The organism is Lysinibacillus sp. C5.1 (assembly GCF_016350185.1).
Taxonomy (GTDB): Bacteria; Bacillota; Bacilli; order Bacillales_A; family Planococcaceae; genus Lysinibacillus; species Lysinibacillus sphaericus.
In genome coordinates this window covers 426,266-450,619 of sequence record NZ_CP066226.1, presented here as the reverse complement: position 1 = coordinate 450,619, position 24,354 = coordinate 426,266, and the positions used below count along the sequence as shown (strand labels likewise).

Annotated in this window: 21 protein-coding genes; 4 read left to right on the top strand and 17 right to left on the bottom strand. The window is 38.5% G+C overall.

The window, feature by feature from the left end:
- Window positions 1-122 precede the first annotated feature (122 nt).
- Window positions 123-1,793, bottom strand: a complete 1,671-nt coding sequence (locus I5435_RS02080) for a methyl-accepting chemotaxis protein (protein WP_337983155.1) — start codon at window positions 1,791-1,793, stop codon at window positions 123-125.
- Between the two features lie 214 nt (window positions 1,794-2,007).
- On the opposite strand from I5435_RS02080, the gene I5435_RS02075 reads away from it, so the two are divergent.
- Entirely contained in the window at window positions 2,008-3,174 is a 1,167-nt protein-coding gene (locus tag I5435_RS02075; protein WP_337983154.1) for an FtsW/RodA/SpoVE family cell cycle protein, read from the top strand.
- Window positions 3,175-3,346: 172 nt separating this feature from the next.
- Here the strand turns inward: I5435_RS02075 and I5435_RS02070 are convergent, their stop codons facing one another.
- Window positions 3,347-4,699 (bottom strand): aspartate aminotransferase family protein, encoded by a 1,353-nt coding sequence (locus I5435_RS02070; protein WP_024362811.1) that lies wholly within the window; start codon window positions 4,697-4,699, stop codon window positions 3,347-3,349.
- A 312-nt stretch (window positions 4,700-5,011) separates the two neighbouring features.
- On the opposite strand from I5435_RS02070, the gene I5435_RS02065 reads away from it, so the two are divergent.
- On the top strand, window positions 5,012-6,580 hold the full coding sequence (locus I5435_RS02065; RefSeq protein WP_337983153.1) for a PucR family transcriptional regulator: 1,569 nt from the start codon (window positions 5,012-5,014) through the stop codon (window positions 6,578-6,580).
- Between the two features lie 90 nt (window positions 6,581-6,670).
- On the opposite strand, the gene I5435_RS02060 is transcribed toward I5435_RS02065, so the two are convergent.
- Entirely contained in the window at window positions 6,671-7,471 is an 801-nt protein-coding gene (locus tag I5435_RS02060; protein ID WP_024362809.1) for a carbon-nitrogen family hydrolase, read from the bottom strand.
- A gap of 700 nt (window positions 7,472-8,171) precedes the next feature.
- Between I5435_RS02060 and I5435_RS02055 the strand changes: the two genes are divergently transcribed.
- On the top strand, window positions 8,172-8,870 hold the full coding sequence (locus tag I5435_RS02055) for a polysaccharide deacetylase family protein (protein ID WP_108030644.1): 699 nt from the start codon (window positions 8,172-8,174) through the stop codon (window positions 8,868-8,870).
- 162 nt (window positions 8,871-9,032) lie between these two features.
- Window positions 9,033-10,202, top strand: a complete 1,170-nt coding sequence (locus I5435_RS02050; RefSeq protein WP_024362807.1) for a pyridoxal phosphate-dependent aminotransferase — start codon at window positions 9,033-9,035, stop codon at window positions 10,200-10,202.
- Between the two features lie 51 nt (window positions 10,203-10,253).
- Here I5435_RS02050 and I5435_RS02045 read toward each other — a convergent pair whose 3' ends face one another.
- The 14 genes from I5435_RS02045 to I5435_RS01980 all read right to left on the bottom strand — a co-directional run bounded on the left by I5435_RS02045 (window position 10,254) and on the right by I5435_RS01980 (window position 24,340).
- Complete coding sequence (locus tag I5435_RS02045; protein ID WP_337983152.1) at window positions 10,254-11,105, bottom strand: MetQ/NlpA family ABC transporter substrate-binding protein; 852 nt, start codon at window positions 11,103-11,105, stop codon at window positions 10,254-10,256.
- 20 nt (window positions 11,106-11,125) lie between these two features.
- Window positions 11,126-11,794 (bottom strand): methionine ABC transporter permease, encoded by a 669-nt coding sequence (locus I5435_RS02040; protein WP_025218541.1) that lies wholly within the window; start codon window positions 11,792-11,794, stop codon window positions 11,126-11,128.
- A complete protein-coding gene (locus I5435_RS02035) occupies window positions 11,787-12,797 on the bottom strand; it encodes a methionine ABC transporter ATP-binding protein (protein ID WP_337983151.1) in 1,011 nt (336 codons plus the stop codon). Before I5435_RS02035 ends, I5435_RS02040 begins: the two co-directional genes overlap by 8 nt.
- A gap of 239 nt (window positions 12,798-13,036) precedes the next feature.
- Window positions 13,037-14,236 (bottom strand): glycine C-acetyltransferase, encoded by a 1,200-nt coding sequence (locus I5435_RS02030; protein ID WP_029747246.1) that lies wholly within the window; start codon window positions 14,234-14,236, stop codon window positions 13,037-13,039.
- Between the two features lie 227 nt (window positions 14,237-14,463).
- The gene (locus I5435_RS02025) at window positions 14,464-15,540 is read right to left on the bottom strand and encodes a nucleotide kinase (protein ID WP_337983150.1); all 1,077 of its coding nucleotides are present in this window, start codon (window positions 15,538-15,540) and stop codon (window positions 14,464-14,466) included.
- A 134-nt stretch (window positions 15,541-15,674) separates the two neighbouring features.
- A complete protein-coding gene (ybaK, locus tag I5435_RS02020; protein ID WP_024362801.1) occupies window positions 15,675-16,169 on the bottom strand; it encodes a Cys-tRNA(Pro) deacylase in 495 nt (164 codons plus the stop codon).
- A 23-nt stretch (window positions 16,170-16,192) separates the two neighbouring features.
- Window positions 16,193-16,981 carry a putative metalloprotease CJM1_0395 family protein gene (locus I5435_RS02015; protein ID WP_258842008.1) on the bottom strand — a complete coding sequence of 263 codons (789 nt, stop codon included), beginning with the start codon at window positions 16,979-16,981 and terminating at the stop codon, window positions 16,193-16,195.
- 365 nt (window positions 16,982-17,346) lie between these two features.
- A protein-coding gene (locus I5435_RS02010; RefSeq protein WP_337982902.1) for an IS3 family transposase occupies window positions 17,347-18,497 on the bottom strand; the annotation gives its coding sequence in 2 pieces (ribosomal slippage) (window positions 17,347-18,224 and window positions 18,224-18,497; 1,152 coding nt in all).
- Between the two features lie 119 nt (window positions 18,498-18,616).
- On the bottom strand, window positions 18,617-19,189 hold the full coding sequence (locus I5435_RS02005; RefSeq protein WP_025218538.1) for a VanZ family protein: 573 nt from the start codon (window positions 19,187-19,189) through the stop codon (window positions 18,617-18,619).
- 124 nt (window positions 19,190-19,313) lie between these two features.
- Window positions 19,314-20,852 carry an acyl-CoA carboxylase subunit beta gene (locus tag I5435_RS02000; protein ID WP_024362798.1) on the bottom strand — a complete coding sequence of 513 codons (1,539 nt, stop codon included), beginning with the start codon at window positions 20,850-20,852 and terminating at the stop codon, window positions 19,314-19,316.
- A 24-nt stretch (window positions 20,853-20,876) separates the two neighbouring features.
- Window positions 20,877-21,662, bottom strand: a complete 786-nt coding sequence (locus I5435_RS01995) for an enoyl-CoA hydratase (RefSeq protein WP_337983149.1) — start codon at window positions 21,660-21,662, stop codon at window positions 20,877-20,879.
- Window positions 21,659-22,576: a hydroxymethylglutaryl-CoA lyase gene (locus I5435_RS01990; RefSeq protein ID WP_337983148.1), complete on the bottom strand. Its 918-nt coding sequence runs from the start codon at window positions 22,574-22,576 to the stop codon at window positions 21,659-21,661. The genes I5435_RS01995 and I5435_RS01990 overlap by 4 nt, the downstream gene beginning before the upstream one ends.
- Before the next feature lie 12 nt (window positions 22,577-22,588).
- A complete protein-coding gene (locus I5435_RS01985; protein WP_107896025.1) occupies window positions 22,589-22,801 on the bottom strand; it encodes an acetyl-CoA carboxylase biotin carboxyl carrier protein subunit in 213 nt (70 codons plus the stop codon).
- A gap of 180 nt (window positions 22,802-22,981) precedes the next feature.
- Window positions 22,982-24,340, bottom strand: coding sequence for an acetyl-CoA carboxylase biotin carboxylase subunit (locus tag I5435_RS01980; RefSeq protein WP_337983147.1), 1,359 nt, complete (start codon window positions 24,338-24,340; stop codon window positions 22,982-22,984).
- Between the last annotated feature and the right edge of the window lie 14 nt (window positions 24,341-24,354).

Here is a 24,354-nt window from a genome sequence, read left to right as displayed (position 1 = left end):
TTGTGCTGTCTCACAACACAAAAATACATTTGTACTTTCCAAAAATACAATAATCTATTTTTCATAAAAAAAAGAACCTCTTTACACATACATAAAGAGGTTCAACTTTTTTTCTTGTTCCATTAAATTGAAAAACGTTTAACAGCAATTTGCAACACCTTTGAAACTTTTCGTAATTCTTTAATCGTATGATGAAATTGTTGCTGTGCATTTAATTGATCTGTCGTTAACTTCGCTACATGTTTAGTCGAGGCTGCATTCGTATCTGAAAGAGCTGTTAACATACCTGCATCTTCGTTAACCTTCTTTGTATGTTCAGCTATATCTTGCACTGTCGTCGATACTTCTACAATATATGGCTGAATGATATTGACCTTTTCTAATATTTGATCGAAGCTTGTTGCAGTTTCTGACGTTACATTTACACCTTTTTCTGTAGCACTTAGTACACCTTCCATCATCTTTACAGCGTAGTGAGAATCGGTTTGGATATTTTGTACAATGGACGTAATTGTCTGAGTTGAATGTACTGTTTGCTCAGCTAGTTTACGTACTTCGTTGGCGACGATGGCAAACCCTTGTCCGTGTTCGCCAGCTCTCGCCGCTTCGATGGACGCATTTAGCGCCAGTAAATTGGTTTGGGCAGTTATTTTTTCAATCACTTCAACCATATGGTCGATTGTAGAGGCTCTTTCCACTAGTTTAAAAATAGCTATATTTGATTTTTCAACAGCGCGCTTTATGGCTTGAATTTGGGTTAAATTCGCCTGTACAATATCTGTACCACTTTCTGCTTCACGGGCAGTCTCATGTGCAAAGCTCTCTACAAGCTGCACTTTTTCTAAGACAATCTGTACACCGTTTAATACTTCTTCTAATGAGGCAGAATTGGACGCTAATTTACTAGTAGATGCAGTGGTCAAATCTGCAATACTTTGCACATCCTTTGCTATTTTTACTGTAGCTGTAGAAGATCGCTCCGAGGATTCTTGTAAATTTTCCGTCATTCCTGCAACCTCTTGCGCACTATTTGTAACCGTATGTAACAATCGCTTTACTTCTGTTGCCATCTGATTATATGACAATACAACTTCTCCAAGCTCATCATGCGCCACATAGCTCGCATTGGCTGTAAAATCACCTTGTTCTGCACGTTTTAATAGTGATTTCAATTGACGTGTCGGTACATTAACAGCCTTCGTTGCGATGAAACCAATGAAAACGACTAATAGTACGACAAATGTACAAACACTCCCCAATAACCAATAACCAAATTGCACATCCTTTTGGTACGCTTGTTGCTGTTCATCAGCTCTTTGAACTAAATAACTCTGCGTCTCTTCTAAAATTGCATGGCTTTGTTGTCTAACCGGTAAATAGGACTGCTCATAAAACTGCTGACGTTTTTGCGTATTTAACTGTTGATAACTTTCAACTAATTCTATCTGCTGTGAGAATACCGAATTATACTTCTTTACTTGATGATTCATTTTTTTATCAATTACTATTTTTTCTAAATTACTTAAAGGCTGTTCAATATTTTTTAGTATAGCTGCCATCTCTTGATATTCGCCACCTGAATCCATTAAATAATCCAAGTGTCGTTGCGCTTCCTCAAGCTCATTAAGCCATCCAATCGGTACAAGTGCCTCGGTATAACTTTCGCTTGCATGCCATGACATTTTCCGTAAATAATCCACACTAAATATACCGAGTAGGACATTCGATAGTACACAAACAATCATGAGTACAAGCAGCTTATCTTTTACCTTAATATAACGAAAAAAATGCATTATTTTCGGCTCCTTCTCCAACTATTACCATTAATCATAGTATGGAGATATAAAGCTAGTGTTATGTTTTTGTAAAATTTTCTAACAGAATTATAGAACATTCGATTCTTTAATAAATTCGACACAATATAAAAACTTGCGCAACCTTCTTTACATTCTATCGTTTACTATTAATAGATAATTTTTACAATTATGAAGGAGAGGTGTTTGACTGTTGCATTTAAAAAAATTAGATAGCAGTTTAGCAATAAGTCTATTGTTGCTAGGTATTACTAGTTGCCTCTTCGTACACTCTAGCAGTACAGCGTTTGAACAGTATGCAAGTTTGTTTATCATAAAGCAATTTATCTATTATAGTTTGGGCTTTTTAATGATGTATGGTGTAGCAACACTTGATATTGAGCAACTAAAAAAAATCGGCTGGCCCTTTTATTGGGTTATAGTAGCGCTAACATTCGGATTATTTATTGCACCTGAAAGCATCGCGCGCACCATAAATGAAGCAAAATCTTGGTATCAAATTCCACTTTTAGGGTCGTTACAACCCTCTGAATTTTTGAAGTTCGCATTTTTAATTGTTGTCAGTAAAGTGATTGTCGCCCATCAAGCAAAATATGTGCGTCCTTCCTTTTTATCCGATATGCGATTGCTATTGATGATTGGCATCATTACACTTCCACCAACACTCGCTGTATATAAGCAACCAGATACAGGCATGGTTATGTTATATATGGCGATGATATTACCGATGATTTACTTTTCAGGTATCCAAACAAAATTACTCGTCATTTTCACAGCTATTCCTGTGACCATCGTTAGTGCAATCGTTATTCTCTATGTAAAATTTAATGATTTTTTTACAGAAAAAATACTAAGTAAGTTATCTGGGCATCAAGTTTCCCGTTTTTACGGGTGGTTACAACCCTATGAATATACGGATTCCTCCTTTCAAACTAGACAAGGCTTTATGGCCATCGGTACAGGAGAATTTACTGGTAAAGGCTATTTACAAAATAATGTCTATGTTCCAGAAAAGCATACAGATTTTATTTTTTCTGCCATCGCTGAAGAATTAGGATTTGTTGGTGGAGCCTTTGTCATTACATTATTATTTTTTGTAATTTATCGTATTGTTCTTATTACAGTAGAAGCAAAGGATCCATTTATGACCCTTATGGGTGCGGGTATCTCCAGTTTACTAGCATTCCAAATTACACAAAATATTGGCATGACGATTGGACTTTTACCTGTAACCGGTGTAACGTTACCGTTTTTAAGTTACGGAGGTAGTTCACTACTATCAAATTTCATGTTAATGGGTATTGTTATGGTTATCCATAATTCTTATAGCGGGTATATGTTTAAAACCTCACAAGTTTAGGAGGACGCATTTATCGATGAATACTCATGTAAAGAAGCGAATTGTATTATTACTTTTCCTGACAGGAGGCGTGTTGTGCATACTCATTCTTCGCCAAGCCTTTCTGATGCTTTAAAAGCTGTCCTGAAAGCCCTTGATAGCGACTTTTAGAGACAGCTTTCTTTGTACATAATTATATTTTTTTAATATTTTCAATAACAACTTCAATTATTTTATCTAAATCATGTTGGACAATATTAAGTGGTGGTGATAGCGTTAGAACATTGTTAAACCCTGCTACTGTTGCACCATTTTTCCCTATTATCACACCCTGCCCTTTGCATGCAGCAATGACGGCGTTCACTTTATCCACTGGTAAGGGCTCTTTTGACTCTTTATCTACGACTAATTCAATTCCTATTAATAAGCCTTTACCACGTACATCTCCAACATGTGGATGTGTTTTCAAAGCTTGCTGAAGCGTTTGAAGTGTACTAGCCCCCACTACCTTGGAGCGCTCGAATAATGCTTCTCGCTCTAGAATTTCGATATTCTTCAATGCGACAGCACAGGCTACAGGAGAGCCACCAAATGTATTGACATGGCGGAAATAACCATATGCATCTGAACCTGTAAACGCCTCATAAATTTCGCGTTTCACTGCCGTTGCTGATAATGGTAAATACCCACTTGTAATACCTTTAGCCATTGTAATAATGTCAGGCTTCACCCCATAGTTCATAAAACCAAACGGCTTTCCTGTGCGACCAAATCCACAAATGACTTCATCGACAATCATTAATGCCCCATGTTTTTGACAAACCGCCTCGATGCCCTTCATGTAATTTTCCGGTGGCATGATTACACCACCACCCGTAATAATTGGTTCTAATATCATCGCAGCAATCGTATCGCTAAGTTCCCATGTCATCAACTTATCGACAGCCTTAACACTTGCTAGCTCAACTGGAGCTGTTGCATCATTTTCTGGATCTCGATATTGGTCTGGTGGCGCGACATGAATAAATCCTGGTGTTAGCGGTTCATATTTATATTTTCGTTCTGCTTGCCCCGTTGCGGCTAAAGCTCCAAACGAACTTCCGTGGTAAGCCCGATAGCGTGAAACAATTTTATAGCGCGCACTTTGCCCTTTCTGCTGATGGTATTGGCGGGCAATTTTAAATGCAGTTTCATTTGCTTCAGAACCACTATTCGAAAAGAAAATAACATAATCGCCACCAAGCATTTGATTAATCTTTTCAGCTAATTCAACTGCAGGTAAATGCCCTTGCGATAGAGGTGCATAGGCGTTTTTCATCATCTGCTCATGTGCAACATCTGCTAATTCCTTCCGTCCATAGCCTGCATTAACACACCATAAACCTGCCATCGCATCAATGTATTCAATACCTTCCGTATCAACGATTCTTGCCCCATCCGATTTCTCTACTACATAAGTGGCTTGCGGATTATAAGGCTTCATTGAATGCCAGACATACTGTTCATCCTTTTTTAATACGTCACTCTTCAGATTTGTTTGAACCATTTACATGCACCCCTTTAATTTATAATGTTGTTCCATTATTAAAGCAGTTTGTATTGTTCTAGCGAATATAAAAAACGACCTGATGTCACCCCTTTTTCAAAATTGCACTATTTCTTACAAAAAATTTTACAACTTTTAGCAAAACGAAGGAATAGACAACTTGTATAATTCTATGACTTTGTTTTTAACATAATGTAAAATTAGAATAAACTTTCTTTAAAGAAGATATTTCATAAACTACTAGCTAAATATTCACAGTTGTCGTAAGTTACTATTTTTTATATCATGCAATACTTTGAGTGGAGGGCTACGATGAGTCAATTTAAACTTCAAGTGAAGGATGTATTAAAAAATGAATACTTTCAAAGTGCAGAGGTCATTGCAGGAAAAGACGGATTATTACGCATTGTTAAGTGGGCACATGTTATTGAAATTGTGCAAGTGGATAATTTCTTAGCAGGGGACGAATTAATTTTGACGACGGGGATTAGTTTACAGCATCATCTTGAGGACTTTATCTTTTTCGTCGAGATGTTAATTAAAAAAAACTGTGCAGCACTGTGCATAGAATATGGCACTTACTTACAGACAATACCTGAAGCTATACAATCATTGGCCAATCGCCATGACTTTCCAATCATTGTATTTCATGAGACAGTGCCTTTTGTTCGGATTACACAGGATTTACATAGCCAAATTATGAATCAACAATATTTCATGATTTCTTCATTAGAAAATTACGCACAAACGTTAAACAAAAATGCCCTTCATGGACAAAGTACTGATGACATTTTGCAAACAATTTATCATACATTACGTACACAAATCATTTTTTCCATTAAAGACCGAGACGTTATCTTTTTCCCAAACATGCCTCTAGCGAAACGACAGCAATTATTAACGTTGCCACAATCAGCGCCACAATTTAAACATGCACCTATTTTTATTGTTGATCAGCATTATGCCGATTTGACCCTTTATCGAACGGATGGATTATTTTCTGAATTCGAATTACTCATTTTAGACCGCACAGCAACGGCACTCGCACAGCTTTTAATGCGTGAGTTCTATATAGAAGAAAAAAGAGATATTGAGGATGCCACTATTTTAGCAGATTGGATTGATCACAAGCTGACGAAAGAAGAAATCTATAAATTTATCGTATCCCATCATGCTAACTTTACACACTATAGTAACGCTGTCTTTATTTTATCGTCGCCTTATACAATGATGAAAGGTCAAGAGGATATTGTTTATAGCAAACTTTACTATAGAAATTTATTTGAACAAAATGGTTTTGTCCCCTTTTTGTTCGAGCGAAAGAGCTACGTTGTATTTATCTTACTCCACACTAAAGATTGTAAAGCGAGTCGTGATTTATTAAATTCGATCTTTTCTACGCTCCAGACAACGGATTTTTATAAAAAGCAGCAAGCACAGGGCTATCAACTAGCTATCGGTAAGATTGTGGCGGATGTCGAGGAAATTCCGAAGAGTTATCAAACCGCTTTGGAAACATTATATATTTGTCGCAAAGTTCAAACGACATCATTTTTTTATGATGACTTACATTTATATTACCTAATTTATAAATTACAAATGCAAGTAGACTTGCAAGAAGTCATTCAAGATTATTTACAGCCTGTGATTGAATATGATAAAAAATACAACAGCAAGCTATTAGAAACATTACAAGTCTACTTACAAACGAATGGCTCGAAACAACAAACAGCAAATCAATTGTTTATCGTGCGACAAACTCTCTATCATCGCCTAAAGAAGCTTGAAAATTTGCTAGGAGAAAATTTCATGAAAGGGCACAATCGGATTACACTTGAGTTTATGCTTCTAGCCCATTCGTTAATTGAAGATAAGAAATGAAATTAGTCAGAATTGTTCGGGTGACTGGCACCACAGCAGGCATCTTGCGGCTTACGTTACACGCGTTCCCATAGGGGTCTTTGTGAATTTTCAGAATTTTTTAGGTGACTGGCACATGCTATATAATCCTGGTCTGCGGTCATCGTACACTGGAATTCTGCCGCGCACTTCATCGACAATTGAAAAATCAACATCAATAACTGCTACTTCTTCATCGTCTGCTCCAATCCATAACACTTCTCCCCAAGGTTGAATCACCATGGATTGCCCATTGAAGTTTTCTACTTTGTTGGCAATACGGTTAACCGCAATGACGAAGCATTGATTTTCAATCGCGCGTGCCTGCAATAATGTTTTCCAATGGTCAATACGTGGTGTTGGCCATTGGGCTGGCACGAATAACACCTTTGCGCCTGTTAATGCGTGCGCTCTCAACCATTCTGGAAAGCGAATATCATAGCAAATAACGCCTGCCGCCTCAATATCTCCTAGTGCAAAGCGATTCATTTCATCGCCTGCTTCTAAAAATAGATGTTCATCCATCAAACGGAATAAATGTGCCTTACTGTATTCGCCAACTAGTTTTCCATCTTTATCAAACGTATACATCGTATTGAAAAATTTATCGCCCTTCTTCGTTGCCACAGAGCCCCCGACAATATGTACGCCAAGTTCCATTGCTAAACCTTGTAAAAATGCTTTCGCTCGTTCTCCATCCACATCTGCAAGCTCAGGTAATTTTTCAAGCGCGTAACCTGTATTCCACATTTCTGGAAGCACAATAATTTCTGCACCTAATGTTGCAGCCTCACGAATCTTTTCTTCAGCCCTTGCAAAATTCTCTTCCACTTTGCCAAATCCTACATTTAATTGAATACAACCTATTTTCATTTTTCATTCCCCCTGTGTAAAAAATAGTTTTTAAATTCGAGGTATAAATAGCTTTAAACATTTCCAAAAGCGCTGATCCTACTACCGCTTTTCTACTGTTCATTATACTACAGTTAAAAGTGCACTAATTTAGATTTTTTGCACAATTAGTCGATTAAGCTAACTAACAGGCTCCAATTTTACTTAGACCCACTTACACTAAGAATGTATTTTTTTAACGTATGTACGGTTGAAGAAAATCAAATCCGGATATCTGTTACTGCCCTTCCATTTTTAACGTTTAATGACAATAACCATGTTTATTGCTATATTTAATACATACAAAAACGACAGATTTCTCGATATTATACGAAGGAAGGTAACATCATTTATGGACAGTACATTAATCGCTTTTTTGCCTCTTTTAAGTTTATTCATCTACATAGCGCCCGTGATTTTTATTATTTGGTTTCTCCTTAAATTTCTTAAAGTACAACAGGAACAAGTACAAATTCTTAAACGTATATCTGATAAGTTAGATCAACGCTAAAAGGATGGGATTTCCCATCTTTTTTAGTTACTCTTCTATTTTTTAAAATACATATCAGTAAAATTTCTCTTTTCGTAATGACATACTTTTCTTCTATATACAAAGGGGAATATGGCTTTCCAATAGAATAAAGCACTATATTAAAAATGCTAAATGGAAAGAAGGCGTATGATGAAAAAGAAAACAATAATTATCGGGTCTGTATGGCTATTCGTTGCCCTTCTATTACTAGGAACCTATAAATTAATGAATTCTAGAACCTATCAGTTATTCGGGAATATAACTAAACAAGTAGAGACCACTCAAAAAGTGGTCGCTTTAACTTTTGATGATGGCCCAGCAGAAAACGTCAACATAATATTACCGCTATTAGCTAAGTACAATGCTAAAGCTACCTTTTTTCTAATCGGTGAAGAAATCGAAAAGTACCCTGAAGAAACGAAAAATATTGCAAAAGAAGGACATCAAATTGGCAATCACAGCTATTCTCATCATCGAATGGTTTTCAAAAGCCTTTCTTACTACAAGGCAGAGATTGAAAAAACAGATGTATTAATTCGAAATGCTGGATTTAACGGAGAAATCGATGTTCGTCCTCCGAATGGCAAAAAATTAATCGGACTTCCTTATTACCTAAATAAACAGCATCGAGACACGATTACTTGGAATCTCGAACCCGATAGTTATTTCAATACAGTTTCAGACAAAGTAAATGATGTAAAAGAAAATATTAAGCCTGGGTCGATTATTTTGATTCATCCAATGTATGATGACACAGACAAAGTACGTCAAACAATCGAAGGCATTTTACAAGCACTTTCAAATAAAGGCTATACATTTATTACCGTAAATGAACTGCAAGATATATAACATAAAAACAGCGTTAGTTTTGAACTAATCTTCTTTTCTAACCTGCAATATAGTGAAGCGCAACTTATTTAGCCATCTAGGGTCTAGACAATCAGTTGAAAAAGTACTAGTATTTGCAACATATCTACAATAATTATTATATTCCGAAAAAGGTGAACATTCATGGAATTATCTAAAAAACTACAACAACTCCCTACTCAGTTTTTTGCAGCACTTGTGCAAAAGGTCAATGCGGCATTAGCAGAAGGACGAGACATTATTAATCTTGGGCAGGGCAACCCTGACCAGCCAACCCCTCCTCATATTATTAAAGCGCTACAAGAAGCGGCGGAAAACCCTCAGCATCATAAATACTCTCCATTTCGTGGTATAGCCGAATTACGGCAAGCTGCCGCTGATTTTTATAAACGCGAATACAATGTAACAATCAATCCCGATACAGAAGTTGCTATTTTAGGTGGTACGAAAATTGGACTTGTTGAGCTACCAATGGCTGTGCTAAACCCTGGTGATACAATGTTATTACCTGACCCTGGGTATCCCGATTATTTATCTGGAGTGGTCTTAGGAGATGTTCAATACGATGTCATGCCACTTTTTGCGGAAAATAACTTCTTACCTGACTATGATGCATTGTCCGACGAAGTAAAGGACAGAGCTAAGCTTCTTTACTTGAATTACCCTAACAACCCTACTGGTGGAACAGCAACGCTTGAATTTTTTGAAGAAACTGTACGTTTTGCTAAAGAACATCAGATTATTGTAGCACACGATTTTGCCTATGGTGCTATTGGCTTTGATGGCAATAAACCCGTAAGCTTCTTACAGGCAGAGGGTGCCAAAGAGGTCGGCATCGAGCTATATACATTATCAAAAACTTATAATATGGCTGGCTGGCGCATCGGTTTTGCAGTCGGTAATGCTCAAATTATCGAAGCGATTAATCTTATTCAAGATCATTTATTTTGTAGCCAATTTCCAGCAGTTCAACAGGCAGCCGCTGTCGCTTTAACATCTTCACAAACTTGTGCACAAGAGCTTAGTGCGACATATGAGCGACGTCGTAACGTATTAATCGAAGAAGCACAGCGCATCGGTTGGCAAGTAACAGCGCCAAAAGGCTCGTTTTTTGCATGGCTCCCTGTTCCCTTAGGCTATACGAGCGAACAATTTGCCGATTTATTGCTCGATAAAGCTGATATTGCAGTAGCGGCTGGCAATGGCTTCGGGCAGTTCGGCGAAGGTTATGTACGTGTCGGTTTACTTGTAAGTGAGGAACGCTTACAGGAAGCGATTCGCCGTATAGAAAAACTTAATCTGTTTAAACAATAATTCCACAATACAAGAAGCACCCGCCATATGACGAGTGCTTCTTGTTTCATTTTATTTACGATTTTTCATCCATTCTGGTTTCCCAAAGCCTTTGAAGTCTGCATCAATAATATCTTCAAATTTAGCTGATTCTACAATTTCCACTAGATCCTTTGATAATTGCGAATCTTTATTCTCTGCCTTTACTGCGATAACGTTGCGGAATTGGTCAGGCATATTTTCTAAAAATACAGCATCTAGTAAATCTAATCCAGCCGCTAAAGCAAAGTTACCAGGAACTCCTGCTAAATCAACACTTTCTACTGTACGTGGAAGTGCTGCCGCCTCAATCGGTTGGAATACTAAATTTTTGTCGTTTTTCACAACATCTTTTTCTGATGCTTTTAATTCTTCGATTTTAGGATCAATCTCGATTAAGCCTTGTTCTTGCAATGATAACAATGTACGTGCTGCATTAGAAGGGTCATTGGCAATTGCCACTGTCGCCCCATTTGGAATTTCATCAATCGATTTATATTTGTTTGAGAAGAAGCCCATTGGCGCTGTCGGCACAATAATTAATGGTTCTAAATCCATGTTATTCTGTTCTTCAAAGTTTTCTAAGTAAATTGTATGCTGGAATAAGTTTGCATCAATATCCCCATTATCTAAAGCTTTGTTCGGTTGTACATAATCACTGAATTCTACTAATTCTACTTCATAACCCTTTTCTTCAAGCTCTGGAATAATAGCTTTTTTCAGCATATCACTATAAGGACCTGCTGTTGCACCTAATTTAATCGATTTGCTTTCCCCTGCTGCATCTGAACCTTTTTTTGAATCTGCTCCTTTGTCGCTTGCGCCACATGCTGCTAAAACAACAGCAAAGATGATTGTCAAAAATGCTAATAACGATTTTTTCATCTTATCAATCTCTCCTCTTTTTATCTTTTATCAATTGATTTTGCAAACCAGTCACCTGCAATTTGTATCGCTTGCACGAGCAAAATGAGTATCGCAACGGTAGCAATCATAATTGTATTATCATAACGGTAGTAGCCGAATCGAATGGCTAAATCACCAATACCACCACCACCAACTACACCTGCCATTGCAGAGAAAGCTACTAAACTAATCACCGTGACTGTCACTGCTTGAATAATGCTCGATTTTGCTTCAGGAATTAAGACATCCTTAATTATCATCCACGGCGTTGCTCCTACTGCAATAGACGCTTCTATTACCCCTTTATCAATTTCTCGTAACGACGTTTCCACTAAACGTGCAAAAAACGGAATGGCTGCAACCGATAATGAAACACTTGCTGCAATGGGTCCAATTGTTTGTCCAACAAGCAACTTCGTCAACGGGAATAAAGCAACCAATAAAATGATATATGGAATCGAACGAATCAAGTTCACCGCAAAGCCAAATACGCTTTTAATCAATCGATTTTCCCAAAACAATCCCTTATCCGTAACGAATAATAAAATACCCAGTGGTAGACCTAATACAATCGACACAGATAAGGAAATACCAATCATAATAATGGTTTCTTGAAAGGCCTTTAATAAATCTGGAACCATATCTATAAAATGTGTAACATCAAACATGCAAAACCACCTCCACAATCGCACCACGTTCGGTCATATAGGCCCTAGCTTTTGCTAACTCGCTGTCCTCACCTTGTAGCTCCATTAAAAAAATACCCAGTGGTCTCTCTTGAATGTACTCGATTGTGCCATGAAGGAAATTCCCTTTTACCTCAAAACGTTGCATCGTATCTGAAATAACCCCTTCACCTGCAACATTTCCTTTGAATAAAATTTTAACGATTTGACCCCGTACATCTTTTAGAATTGTTTTTGGAATATCAAAAGATACAACACTACTAATAAACTCCTGTGTTAATATTTTTTGGGGACTGGCAAAAATATCATACACCTCCCCTTCTTCTATCACTTTTCCGTCCTGCATCACAGCCATACGATTACAAATTTCCTTCACAACATCCATTTCATGTGTAATAAGGACAATTGTAATGCCTAACTTTTTATTTATTTCCTTTAATAATCGTAAAATTGACACTGTCGTTTTTGGATCGAGAGCTGATGTTGCTTCATCGCATAGCAACATCGCCGGATTGTTTGCTAAAGCTCTAGCAATACCTACTCTTTGTTTTTGACCACCACTAAGCTGTGCAGGATAAACATCTCGTTTTTCCGCTAAACCAACCATCTCTAGTAGCTCATCCACTCGAGCAGGAATCGAATTGGCTGGCATACTCGCTGCTTTTAAAGCAAAGGCAATATTTTCACCAACTGTTTTTTGACTGATTAAATAAAAATGCTGGAATATCATGCCGATTTTTAAACGGGCTAAACGCAGTTCATTTCGGGAGAGCTTCGTTAAATCCTTACCATTTATTAATATTTCACCACTAGTAGGTCGTTCTAGTAGATTTATACAACGCAGGAGGGAACTTTTCCCTGCCCCCGAATAGCCTACAATACCGAAAATATCACCACTATTAATTGTTAAGGATACATTATCTACACCAACAACATCTTTTTTCTTTACGCTATAAACTTTTGATACATTACGAAATTCGAGCATATTGTTCTCCTTACTCAATTATTCAATATCTAAAAACCTACTATTCTAATATGTTTTATAGAATAGTTTGAATTATGTTATTTGTCAATCTCTTTCGACAATAAGCTTATCCCTCAATATCTAATTTCCGTTTAAAACGATGAATATTGAGCAATATCTCGAAATTTCACAGTAAAACTAACAATGCAAGAAAAAAAAGAGCACTATTGTTCAAATTGAACAATAGCGCTCTGTCTTTATTATTTAATTACACCTAGTTCACGACCTACTTTTTCGTAAATCGCCAATGCATTGTCTAGCATTTCTTTTGTATGAGCCGCTGTCGGCATATTACGGACACGCCCAGTGCCTTTTGGAACAGTTGGGAAAACGATAGATTTTGCATAAACGCCTTCCTCAAATAAGCGACGTGAGAACGCTTGTGTAAGCTTTTCATCCCCAATAATACATGGTGTAATCGGTGTTTCAGAGTCACCAATATTGAAGCCTAACTTCGCTAATCCTGCTTTTAAGTAGTCGCCATTTTCCCATAGCTTATCATGTAGCTCTGTTGAGTCAATAAGCATTTGCACTGCTGCTGTAATGGCCGCAACATCACCTGGTGGTAATGCCGTTGAGAATAAAAATGGACGAGAACGTACTTTCAGCCAGTCAATTAAATTTTTCTTACCAGCTACATAACCACCGACTACGCCAATTGCCTTTGACAACGTGCCGATTTGGAAGTCGATTTCTTTTTCAAGCCCGAAATGTTTTACCGTACCTTTGCCTTTGCCTGTCACACCTGAACCATGTGCATCATCGACATACGTAATTAAATCAAATTCCTTGGCAATTTCGACGATTTCAGGCAGTTTGGCAATATCCCCATCCATTGAGAATACTCCATCTGTAATGACCATCACTTTATTATACAAACCTGATTCTGTCGCTTCTTTTGCCTTTGCACGTAAATCCTCCATATCCGAGTGATTATAGGCAATAATTTTCGCGCGCGATAAGCGACATCCATCAATAATCGACGCATGGTTTAATTGATCTGATAAAATCGCATCGTTTTTATCCATAACAGCTGAAATAGCCGCCATATTACAGTTGAAGCCCGATTGATAGGAAATCGCCGCTTCCGTTCCTTTAAATTCAGCGAGCTTTTCTTCTAATTTAACGTGTAGATCGAGCGTGCCGTTAATTGTACGAACAGCCCCTGCGCCTACACCATATTGTTCTGTTGCTTCTTTAGCAATTCGCTTTAATTGCTCATTTGTTGCTAAGCCGAGATAGTTATTAGAGGAAAGATTGATGAGATGCTGACCTCGAACCTGAATAATTGGTCCATTTGCGCCTTCTACTGCGTCAATTTCATTGTATAAGCCTTGATCTCGTAAGGCTTGTAAGTTTTCATCTAAAAATGCGTTTAGTACTTTAGACAAGAGTATCATCCTTTCTACAATTCATTTCTTCTCGGCGTCATAATATTCGGATTTTAGTACATGCATGCATTGTAAAATCCAAGGCTTCAGCCAGAGGCATTCTCTTCATTTAGCTGGCTTTTGAACATCTTTGCAACTAAGGGGTCACTTGCATCGATATTTCTTGAGCAATTAGCTATTAATTGAAGATTGACTAGTCTACCCATAGTGTAGCATAAGCGTGCAATTAGAATAAATTACTTTGCTAATCTTTCAAATAAAGGTGCTGTTTTTTCACGCCATATCGCAGTCGATACACAATGATCCATTAGCTGGCGAATCGTTTTCTCCGCTTCAGCATAACGCGTCGCATAGCCAATTGCATCTTGCATGGCGCTTTTATATTTCACACGGATATCTTCAATTTGAGCTTCGGCTTGCTCTGATAGCTTACAATGCTGACCCATATCAAAAATTTCATCGCCTAATCTTCCATCCTGCGGATTAAATACATGCGGTTCTGTGCTATCAAATATACAAAAATTTAATTCTGGTATGATGACCATATCCACTGATCCAGCATCTAAGCCACACCAAACAATTTGTGCATCTAATCCCCTTGCATTTGCTTCATCAGCCAATCCTTTCATTAATGAAGATTTACCTGTACCGGGCTTCCCTTTAATCATCAATCGTCTTGTTAAATTTTTTGTCATGCTGTCTACTGTATTTTCTGCTCCACGAGGTGTAAGTGTTCCTAATAATCGATGTGTACGTCGGCCTGTTTTATTTAACACGATGGATTGAAAAATAGTTGACTTTAAACGAGCAACTTGTTCATCTAACGCTTGCCAATCCATGCAACCTTGCGTGACTACTTCCCAGTCATCATGTATTTTTTTTGCAATTTCAAGCATTGTAATACACTTCTCACGCCACAAATCTCGCTCTTTTATCGCAGCAGCCAACTTTTCACCTATTTTTTCAAGCTGTTGTTCTTCTAGGCAATCATAAAAGGACAGCACGCGATGCTTCGTACCAAGTAAAGTTGGTTCAATGCCCCATGTTGAAGTCCAAATAAAAAGTCGATTACAACCTCTAACAAATACTCCTTCTATTACGTTCTCTAACAATGCGTGTTGAAACCACTCTACTGCAAAGCCCTGTTTTACATAAAAATAACCAAGCTCCTTCAGAAGCTCTGACCCTTTAAACGTTGATGCGCCTTGCAGAACGTAAACAAGTTCTGCTTCGTCCATCATTTCTTTATATAAATGTTTGATTCCTTGCCCTGTAAGTGCGTGTCCAAAATAGTAGGTCACATTTCCGTTCAATGTCGCTCCTCCTTTTTTTATGCCATGACAGTATATGAACTATCACAGAGAAAAATGAAAGGGAGCTAGCTCTAATTGTATGAGAATTGTGTGAGAATTGTGTGAGTGCCTGACACTAAAAAAACTATCCAAGATTATTCTTGGATAGTTGTAATTGGTGCCAGTTGCGCCTTTGTTACGGCGAGTAAATCATCTAGTTGTATATGCATTTGCATGCCGATTTTTCCTGCACTTACAATAATACTTCCTTGCTCCCGTGCAGATGCATCCACAACCGTCGGATACAGTTTTTTCATGCCGACAGGTGAGCAGCCACCACGAATATAGCCTGTATAACCTAGAAGCTCCTTTACTGCTAGCATCTCAATCTTCTTCTCTCCAACTACTTTAGCCGCAGCTTTTAAATCCAATTCTTCCGCAACTGGAATGACAAAAACAAATAGCTGTTGAGCGCTTGCCTTTGCGACTAATGTTTTAAAGACACAGGACACAGGATGACCAATTTTTTCAGCCACTGAAACCCCATCTACTTGACCATCACCTGTTTCGTATTCCAATACATCAAATTGTATTTTTTGCTGCTCTAATAGTCTAATCGCATTTGTTTTCGTATGCTTTGCCTTTGCCACAGTCAATTCCCCTATCTACACCATTAAGCTGTCATTGAAAACAACGCGTTATCCCCAAAAAGATAACCGTTTTTAGCCATTTTAATGTGTGCTGCATATGTTGCAGACGCCAGTTTAAATGTTCGTGCCTTCAACGCCTCTTCATAACTCTTACCGAAAATTGTATCTGCAAATGGGTCCAATTTCAATGCCTTCGCAAATCGCTCTGGCACCTTTACATCTACCATTTCCGTAACATAAGCTGGTTCTAGAGCCGCTTCTTCCAGCTCTAGTCCATTTAACATTGCCTGAATTTGTTGTATTTGAGTATCTGCACTAGCCGCTACACGTAAATCCTGTGAAGATGGGGCAGTTGGCGCAAGTGCAGCACTTCGAACCTGCTGTAAAATTTGCAACGTATCAACATCACCACTATCTTTATCAAGTGCAACAATCGATGAATCGTCTAATGCTATAGATCCTTCAGCATTCACTTCTGAAGGCAATAACGAGTCATCAGCCTCACCGCCAACTGCTTTATAAGCTTGCTCATGTGCTCTTACACTTTTCTCTGCTTGTTGTAAGTCTTGAATCATAGCTTGTTGTTGTGGCGTTACATCTTTCGCTTCTTCTTTATGTTGCTCATATAAATCTTGATCTGTGCGTCCTAATAAAAGATTTTCGAGCTCTTGCAAAATGGGATTTTTTTTCGGTTGGAAATACTGTGCATTTTTACGATAAGCATCACCAGCCTCTTTACGCTGAAGAATCTTTTTTCGATTATAAAAGGCTGATTGTCTCTCTTGTTCTATTACATTTGATAGTTTCATCATATCACCTCGACTTTCTTTTTTAATATGCAAGTTACATCGTAAATATGAACAATTCACTCATAACGATTTTTATTCGAACAAAAGCATTCTGTACTCTTATTATCGGAATTTTCCATTATAAATTCAAGTGCAAATTGATACTAACCTCCTAAAGAAACAATAATCCAAATGTAATATAGGTAAAAAGACACCGCATAAATCCATTTTTTCAGTGAACATTCCATTTCTTTATTACTTTATAATTTAGTTTCAATAAATTTTATCACTTTAAACACGTGGTAAATAGTGTAAACGTAACAATAAAAAACAGCCCATACATAAACGGGGGACTGACCCCGATATATAAGACAATAATCAAAAAAGCATTACTCAACCAGTTGTCGGTATTGAACCGGCGACTGGTTGTTTAGTTTCGTTTGAATTCGGTTATTGTTATAATAGTTTATATAGTCTTTGACAGTTTGTTCTACGATGGCCGTCGTAGTACTGTTCAAATTGTCTAAGTAGAATGTTTCAGACTTTAACACAGAATGAAACGATTCGATTGGGGCATTATCAGCGGGCGTACCTTTACGGGACATGCTCATGGTAATGCCTTTTGCTTTTACGGCCTGTTGATAATCATACGATGTGTATACCGCCCCTTGGTCACTGTGCAACGTACACCCTTCGGGCAAATGATGAAGTTGAGCTAATGTATCCAGCACAAAATCAGTATCTTGGCAGTCTCCAATCGAATAGGCAATAATTTCACCATTATATAAATCTTGAATACTTGAAAGATACAACTGTTTTTGACCAAATGGCAAGTAAGTAATATCAGTTACGAGCTTCTGTAACGGTGCGGTGGCTTCAAAATCGCGATTTAATAAATTTGCTGCGATTGCATAAGGTTGTCCTGTTCGTTTCCGTTTTTTCACTTTCACGCGACATTGCCAACCATATTTTTGCATGATACGTTGAACCACTTTATGATTGACGCACATTTCTTGACGTAAAAGTGCTGTAATTTTTCTGTAGCCATAGCGAAATTTATTTGCTCGACAGAGTTCACCGATACGTCTCTCTATTGCTTGACGAGACCTTGCATCGGTTGATGCCTGTTTCCAACGATAGTAGGTAGATCGTGCAATCCCAAAGTGTTTACAAATGTCCTTTACAGACATCATGCTTCTTAGTGACGCAACTAACTGTACAGCTACTTCTCCAACCACTTCCTCTCCAACTCTGCGTACTTTTTTAGCACCTCAATTTGTTGCTTTAAATAACGGTTTTCCAATGCTAATTTCGTTTGTTCATTGTCCGGTTCAGGACCCTTATTAAAGATATATTGTTTGCCTACAGGTTGTTTCAAACGATTGACTTCACCATTTCTATACCAACGCACCCATGTTTCGACCTGTGTTTTATGGCGTATATTTAATTCCAATAGAATCTGTTTGACAGGTACACCTGCTAATCGCATCTTAATCGCTTTCATTTTTACTTCATAGGGATAACTCACTCTTGTTCCCATAGAAAAAACACCTCCACATTGAAATTTAAGTATCTATACCCGAATTTCAATCGAAGATGCTTTTTTTATTTGTCTATACCTATTGGGGTCAGTTCCCGGACTGTTTTTTCTCTTCTTTTTTAAACGTTTCTTTTTGGAAAAATGAGAATACATTTGTAAGCTAAGTATCCAAACCAAGCGCCTAGCGTATTTAAAATCAAGTCATCGACATCCGCAGAACCTACCCTGAATATAAACTGGACTGTTTCCACAGCAAGGCTTGAGAAAAAGCCTGCGCAAACTACAATCCACACCTTCCGAAAGCGCTTTGATAGTAATGGTAACAAAAAGCCCATCGGTGTAAATATTAACAAATTGCCTAATAAGTTTAGGATAATTAAATCTAAATTAAAATATTGGGAGTAGTTGATATAACGTAAAATCGTTTCAAACGGTATAAAATTTGTCGTTACGCGCCAGCTACTATAATCAAATAAACCAATTTCACTTAAAGAATTTTCGCCTCGGAACAAACTAACACTGACATTCACTAAGCGATTAATGACTAATTTGTAAAAGGCGATAAATGTGTAAAAGCTGAAAAATACCCAGCCTATTACTTTAAGCTGTATGTAATACGTATCAATCCACGCGCGATATGGTAATGGTAGCTTGGCATCATCTTGAATACTAGGTATATTATTTTTTACCATGCTAATTCACCCACTTCCTCTTATCCATCCCATATTTTAATATGTCTGACCATCTCCATGCAAGAGGTGAAATATATCAAAAAATGCACACCAGCATGAACTGGGTGCATTTAAGTAAATCCTCTTAGACAGGATTTACACCATGTTTTCGTTGTGAAAATAACAAGTATTTTGACATATACAACTCCAAACGTGTTTCAAGTGCTCTACGTAAGTCATTCGGCTCAATGACATCATCAATAATTAGCTCAGAAGCTAAGCGATAAATGTCAATTTCCTCTTGATACTCTTTCCGTTTTTCCGCAATAAAGCTAGCTTGTTCTTCTTTTGGCAATTCAGCAATTTTATTGGCATATACTGCATTTATCGCTGCCTCTGGACCCATTACCGCAATTTGTGCGCTCGATAAGGCAATACAACAATCCGGTTCAAAGGCTGGGCCTGCCATAGCATAGAGTCCCGCGCCATACGCCTTGCGAACAATTACAGTTAGCTTTGGTACAGTTGCCTCACTCATGGCAAAAATCATTTTGGCACCATGACGGATAATACCCGCCTTTTCAACTTGTGTGCCAATCATAAAGCCAGGCACATCTACGAGGAAAATAAGCGGTATATTAAAAGCATCACATAACGAAATAAATTTTGCCGCTTTATCTGCCGAATCGTGGAACAATACGCCACCCTTCACACGTGGTTGGTTAGCTATAATCCCTACTGATTGTCCATTAATGCGCCCAAGCCCTGTTATTAATTCTGAAGCAAATAATTTCTTTATTTCACAAAATGAATCTTCATCAATCAATCGATCAATTAACTGATACATATCAAACGGCGAGTTCTGATTTTTAGGTATTAAGTCTTCAATTGATTTTTCAAAAGAAGCTGGTGGCTTTGGTGCTTCAACTTTGCTACGCTCAGCATAGTTATTCGGAAAATAGCTCAAGTATTTACGAGCATAAGCAATCGCTTCCTGCTCTGTTTTTACAAGCACGTCCCCACAGCCAGATACGGAACAGTGCATTTTCGCGCCACCCATTGTCTCTAAATCTACCTTTTCACCAATCACCATTTCCGCCATACGCGGTGACCCTAAATACATGGAAGCATTACCTTCCACCATCACCACAATATCAGAAAATGCAGGAATATAAGCGCCACCTGCTGCTGAAGGCCCAAACAACAAGCAAATTTGTGGCACTTTACCAGAAAGCTTCACCTGATTGTAGAAAATACGTCCTGCGCCACGACGCCCTGGGAACATCTCTAGTTGGTCTGTAATACGCGCACCTGCCGAATCGACTAAATAAAATAATGGGCAATTTAGCTTCTCCGCCGTTTCTTGAATACGAATCATTTTTTCGACAGTTCGTTTTCCCCAAGATCCAGCTTTAATAGTTGAATCATTGGCTAACACACATACTGTACGACCATGGATTTTACCAATACCCGTAATGACACCATCTGCCGGTAAATCACCTGCTAAACAGTTTGCGTACAGGCCATCCTCTGATTGAAGTCCATCATCTAATAATAATTCCAAGCGCTCTCGGACAAATAGCTTGCCTTGTTGTGCATTTTTATCGTGATATTTTGGCAAACCCCCTGCTAAAATTTGATCTTTCATCGCATTGGATGTGTTTTCTGTAGAGATATTACTCATGTTCCATTCCCCCTTTGCAGTCCATTACTTCCCTAAGTATTGCGGTGCTCTTTTTTCTTGGAATGCTTGTAAGCCCTCTAAACGATCTTCAGTTGGAATAAGTGCACTATAGGCCAGTGATTCAATTTTCAAGCCTGTAGCCAAATCTACTTCCATCCCATTATTGATAGCATTTTTCGCCTGAATCAATGATAGCGGCGCATTTTTCGCCATTTCCAGTGCAAGTTGAAGCGCTCTTTCCTGCACTTCATGCCCCTCATAGACATATTCCACAATACCAAAACGCTGTGCTTCCACGGCATCGATTCGACGTGCTGTATAAATGAGTTCCTTTGCTTTTCCAATGCCTATTAGTCGCGGTAAGCGCTGTGTTCCTCCTGCCCCAGGTATAATACCAAGAGAGGTTTCAGTAAGTCCCACTTTTGTATGTGTAGCTGCTACCCGTAAATCGCAAGCTAAAGCAAGTTCTAGCCCGCCCCCAAATGCAACGCCATTTAATACGGCAATCACAGGTTGCGCCAATGCTTCAACTTTAGCAATTGTTGTGCCGATTTGTTGCACAATTTGTTTTACTTGTCGGTCGGACATACCATTGCGTTCTTTTAAATCAGCACCTGCACAAAACGCCTTTTCTCCTGCACCTGTTAGTAAAACAACCCGCACTACTGGATCAGCATTTATTTTATCTAGTGTTCCACTAAGGTCGTTTAGTAATTGTACAGACATGGCATTTGCAGCTTCGGGTCTAGTAAGTGTAATAAGCCCGATATTACCTGGTAATACATCAAATTGAACGAGTTGTTGTGTCACGTGACATTCGCACTCCCTTCATTACGAACAATTGCCATTTGCTTAGATGCAACGTCCTTCCCTAGCCTCTGTTCGATAAATCGTACTGCATCTAGCAACTTTTCCATGTTAACGCTGGTTGCTATGCCCATGCCGTCTAATAGATACAGCAAATCTTCTGTGGCAACATTGCCGGTTGCCCCTTTTGCATAAGGACAACCTCCTAAACCACCAAGGGAACTATCAAATTTTGTAATCCCCATTTCTAAGGATTTCGTAATATTGGCAAGTGCTGTACCACGCGTATCATGAAAATGCATGGCAAATTTTTCAACCAGATATCTCTTTAACAGCTCTTCTAAAAGATACTCAACTTGTGTCGGTACGCCGACGCCGATTGTATCCCCTAGCGATATTTCATCAACGCCCATTTCTAATAATTTATCTGTAACTTGTAAAACCTTTTCTGGGTGTATGTAACCCTCGTAAGGGCAACCAATTACTGTTGAGATGTAACCGCGTACGTGCTTGTTTGCAGCCTTTGCCCCAATAACTACTTCCTTTAAAATCGGCAATGTTTCAAGTATCGTTTTGTTAATATTTTTTTGGTTATGACTTTCACTTGCCGACATAAAAATACTTGCTTCATCAATACCCGCTTGCAATGCACGTTCTAGTCCTCGCATATTCGGCACAAGGGCTGCGTACGTTATATCTTTTTCTCGTTTAATCGCTTGCAACACTTCTACCGCATCTGCCAATTGTGGAATCCACTTCGGATGAACGAAAGACGTTACTTCTATATAATTTAATCCCGACTGACTAAGTAAATTGACTAGCTGTATTTTATCTTCAGTTGCGATGTGTACCTTTTCATTTTGCAGGCCATCACGAGGACCAACTTCCTTCAACGTAACATGCTTCGGTAATTGCATAGAAATGCCTCCCTATTCAATTTCTAAAATATCATCATCTACGTTAATAAAATCGCCCTCATTCGCGATGATTTTTGTGACAATGCCATCCTCTTCAGCGGCAATCGGAATCTCCATTTTCATCGACTCTAAAATCGCAACATCTTGCCCAGCTGTCACCTTTTCTCCTTCTGCCACTACGATTTTCCATACTGTTCCTGCCATGCTTGCTTTTACTGTTGCCATATTAACCCCTCCAAATTGTTAATGACTGTATTTAAGTGCTTAAATCACACTTACATCCATACATTGATTATCATTTTGTAACGCACGCTTACTCACTCCACGCTTTGCATAAGCTACTCAGTATGAAAACATCTTTTCGTCATCTCGTACTTTAAAGCACGCATGCCGAATGCTCATATCTTATTTTGTTTCTGTTAATTGTGGTAAATAGAATTCCTCGACAAATTTTGTTGTTGTATGCCCTTGTAAAAATTGCTCGTGACTGACAGTTTTCAAAAGCATCGGTATATTTGTTTGAATTCCTTCAATTTTATATTCTTTTAGTGCCTGTATAAGGCGTTGACATGCAATTGTCCGCGTATCTCCCCAAACGATTAATTTACTAATCATTGGATCATAGAAAGGAGTCACCGTTGTGCCTGCTTCTACACCGCATTCATGTCGAATGCCTTCACCTATTGGCAATACCAGTTCTGTAATTTTGCCTGGAGACGGGAAAAACGTTGTAGGGTTTTCTGCATAAATTCGTACTTCAATGGCATGCCCCTGTTTATCAATGCTGTCACGCGTAAAGCTCAATGACTGTCCCGCAGCTACTTTCAATTGCTCTTCCACAAGATCTAGTTTTGTTATTTCTTCTGTGATGGGATGCTCGACTTGCAAGCGTGTATTCATCTCTAAGAAATAAAAATTTTGCACTGCATCGACTAAATATTCAATTGTTCCTGCATTGACATAACCGATGTGCTTCGCCGCCTGTACAGAAGCTTCTAACATCCTTGCTCTCGTCTCTTCAGAGATGAATGGAGAGGGAGCTTCCTCCACCACTTTTTGATTGCGTCGTTGAATGGAGCATTCTCGTTCAAACAACGGAACGACATTGCCTTTGCTATCTGCAATAATTTGCACTTCCACATGATGTGGATTCGCAATAAAACGTTCCATATACATCGTGCCATCACCGAAAAATGATTGTGCACGTTTCTGATTACCCTCGAATGCTTTTGCGAGCTCTTCTGCATCTGCCACCAGTTGCATGCCGATGCCACCACCACCAGCAGAGGCTTTAAGCATAATGGGATAACCTAAGCGTGCAGCGATTTCAACTGCTTCTGTTACATCTTTAACAGGCGCTTCTACCCCTTCTACAATCGGTACACCCGCAGCTTTCATCGTTTTACGCGCTTCTAATTTACTGCCCATTGACGCAATCACAGTTGCACTTGGTCCAATAAATACGAGTCCTGCTTCCGCACAACGTTTGGCAAAATCAGCGTTCTCTGATAGTAAGCCATACCCTGGATGTATGGCATCAGCACCGCTTTCCTTGGCGATTTCAAGAATGCGTTCCATATTTAAATAGCTTTGTACAACAGGTGGTTTACCTACGCAGTATGCTTCGTCCGCATCTTTGACATGTAAACTTTCTGCATCCGCCTCGGAATAGATCGCAACCGTTAGAATATTTAATCGCTTACATGTGCGTATAACCCGTCTAGCAATTTCACCACGGTTGGCAATTAATACTTTTTTAAACATTATGTTGCCCCCTT

Bases quoted from the DNA above. Each gene is read 5' to 3' on its own strand.
- I5435_RS02080 (WP_337983155.1), bottom strand. From the start codon at position 1,793: ATGCATTTTTTTCGTTATATTAAGGTAAAAGATAAGCTGCTTGTACTC.
- I5435_RS02070 (WP_024362811.1), bottom strand. From the start codon at position 4,699: ATGGTTCAAACAAATCTGAAGAGTGACGTATTAAAAAAGGATGAACAG.
- I5435_RS02065 (WP_337983153.1), top strand. From the start codon at position 5,012: ATGAGTCAATTTAAACTTCAAGTGAAGGATGTATTAAAAAATGAATAC.
- I5435_RS02060 (WP_024362809.1), bottom strand. From the start codon at position 7,471: ATGAAAATAGGTTGTATTCAATTAAATGTAGGATTTGGCAAAGTGGAA.
- I5435_RS02055 (WP_108030644.1), top strand. From the start codon at position 8,172: ATGAAAAAGAAAACAATAATTATCGGGTCTGTATGGCTATTCGTTGCC.
- I5435_RS02050 (WP_024362807.1), top strand. From the start codon at position 9,033: ATGGAATTATCTAAAAAACTACAACAACTCCCTACTCAGTTTTTTGCA.
- I5435_RS02045 (WP_337983152.1), bottom strand. From the start codon at position 11,105: ATGAAAAAATCGTTATTAGCATTTTTGACAATCATCTTTGCTGTTGTT.
- I5435_RS02040 (WP_025218541.1), bottom strand. From the start codon at position 11,794: ATGTTTGATGTTACACATTTTATAGATATGGTTCCAGATTTATTAAAG.
- I5435_RS02035 (WP_337983151.1), bottom strand. From the start codon at position 12,797: ATGCTCGAATTTCGTAATGTATCAAAAGTTTATAGCGTAAAGAAAAAA.
- I5435_RS02030 (WP_029747246.1), bottom strand. From the start codon at position 14,236: ATGATACTCTTGTCTAAAGTACTAAACGCATTTTTAGATGAAAACTTA.
- I5435_RS02015 (WP_258842008.1), bottom strand. From the start codon at position 16,981: ATGATGAAACTATCAAATGTAATAGAACAAGAGAGACAATCAGCCTTT.
- I5435_RS02005 (WP_025218538.1), bottom strand. From the start codon at position 19,189: ATGGTAAAAAATAATATACCTAGTATTCAAGATGATGCCAAGCTACCA.
- I5435_RS02000 (WP_024362798.1), bottom strand. From the start codon at position 20,852: ATGAGTAATATCTCTACAGAAAACACATCCAATGCGATGAAAGATCAA.
- I5435_RS01990 (WP_337983148.1), bottom strand. From the start codon at position 22,576: ATGCAATTACCGAAGCATGTTACGTTGAAGGAAGTTGGTCCTCGTGAT.
- I5435_RS01985 (WP_107896025.1), bottom strand. From the start codon at position 22,801: ATGGCAACAGTAAAAGCAAGCATGGCAGGAACAGTATGGAAAATCGTA.
- I5435_RS01980 (WP_337983147.1), bottom strand. From the start codon at position 24,340: ATGTTTAAAAAAGTATTAATTGCCAACCGTGGTGAAATTGCTAGACGG.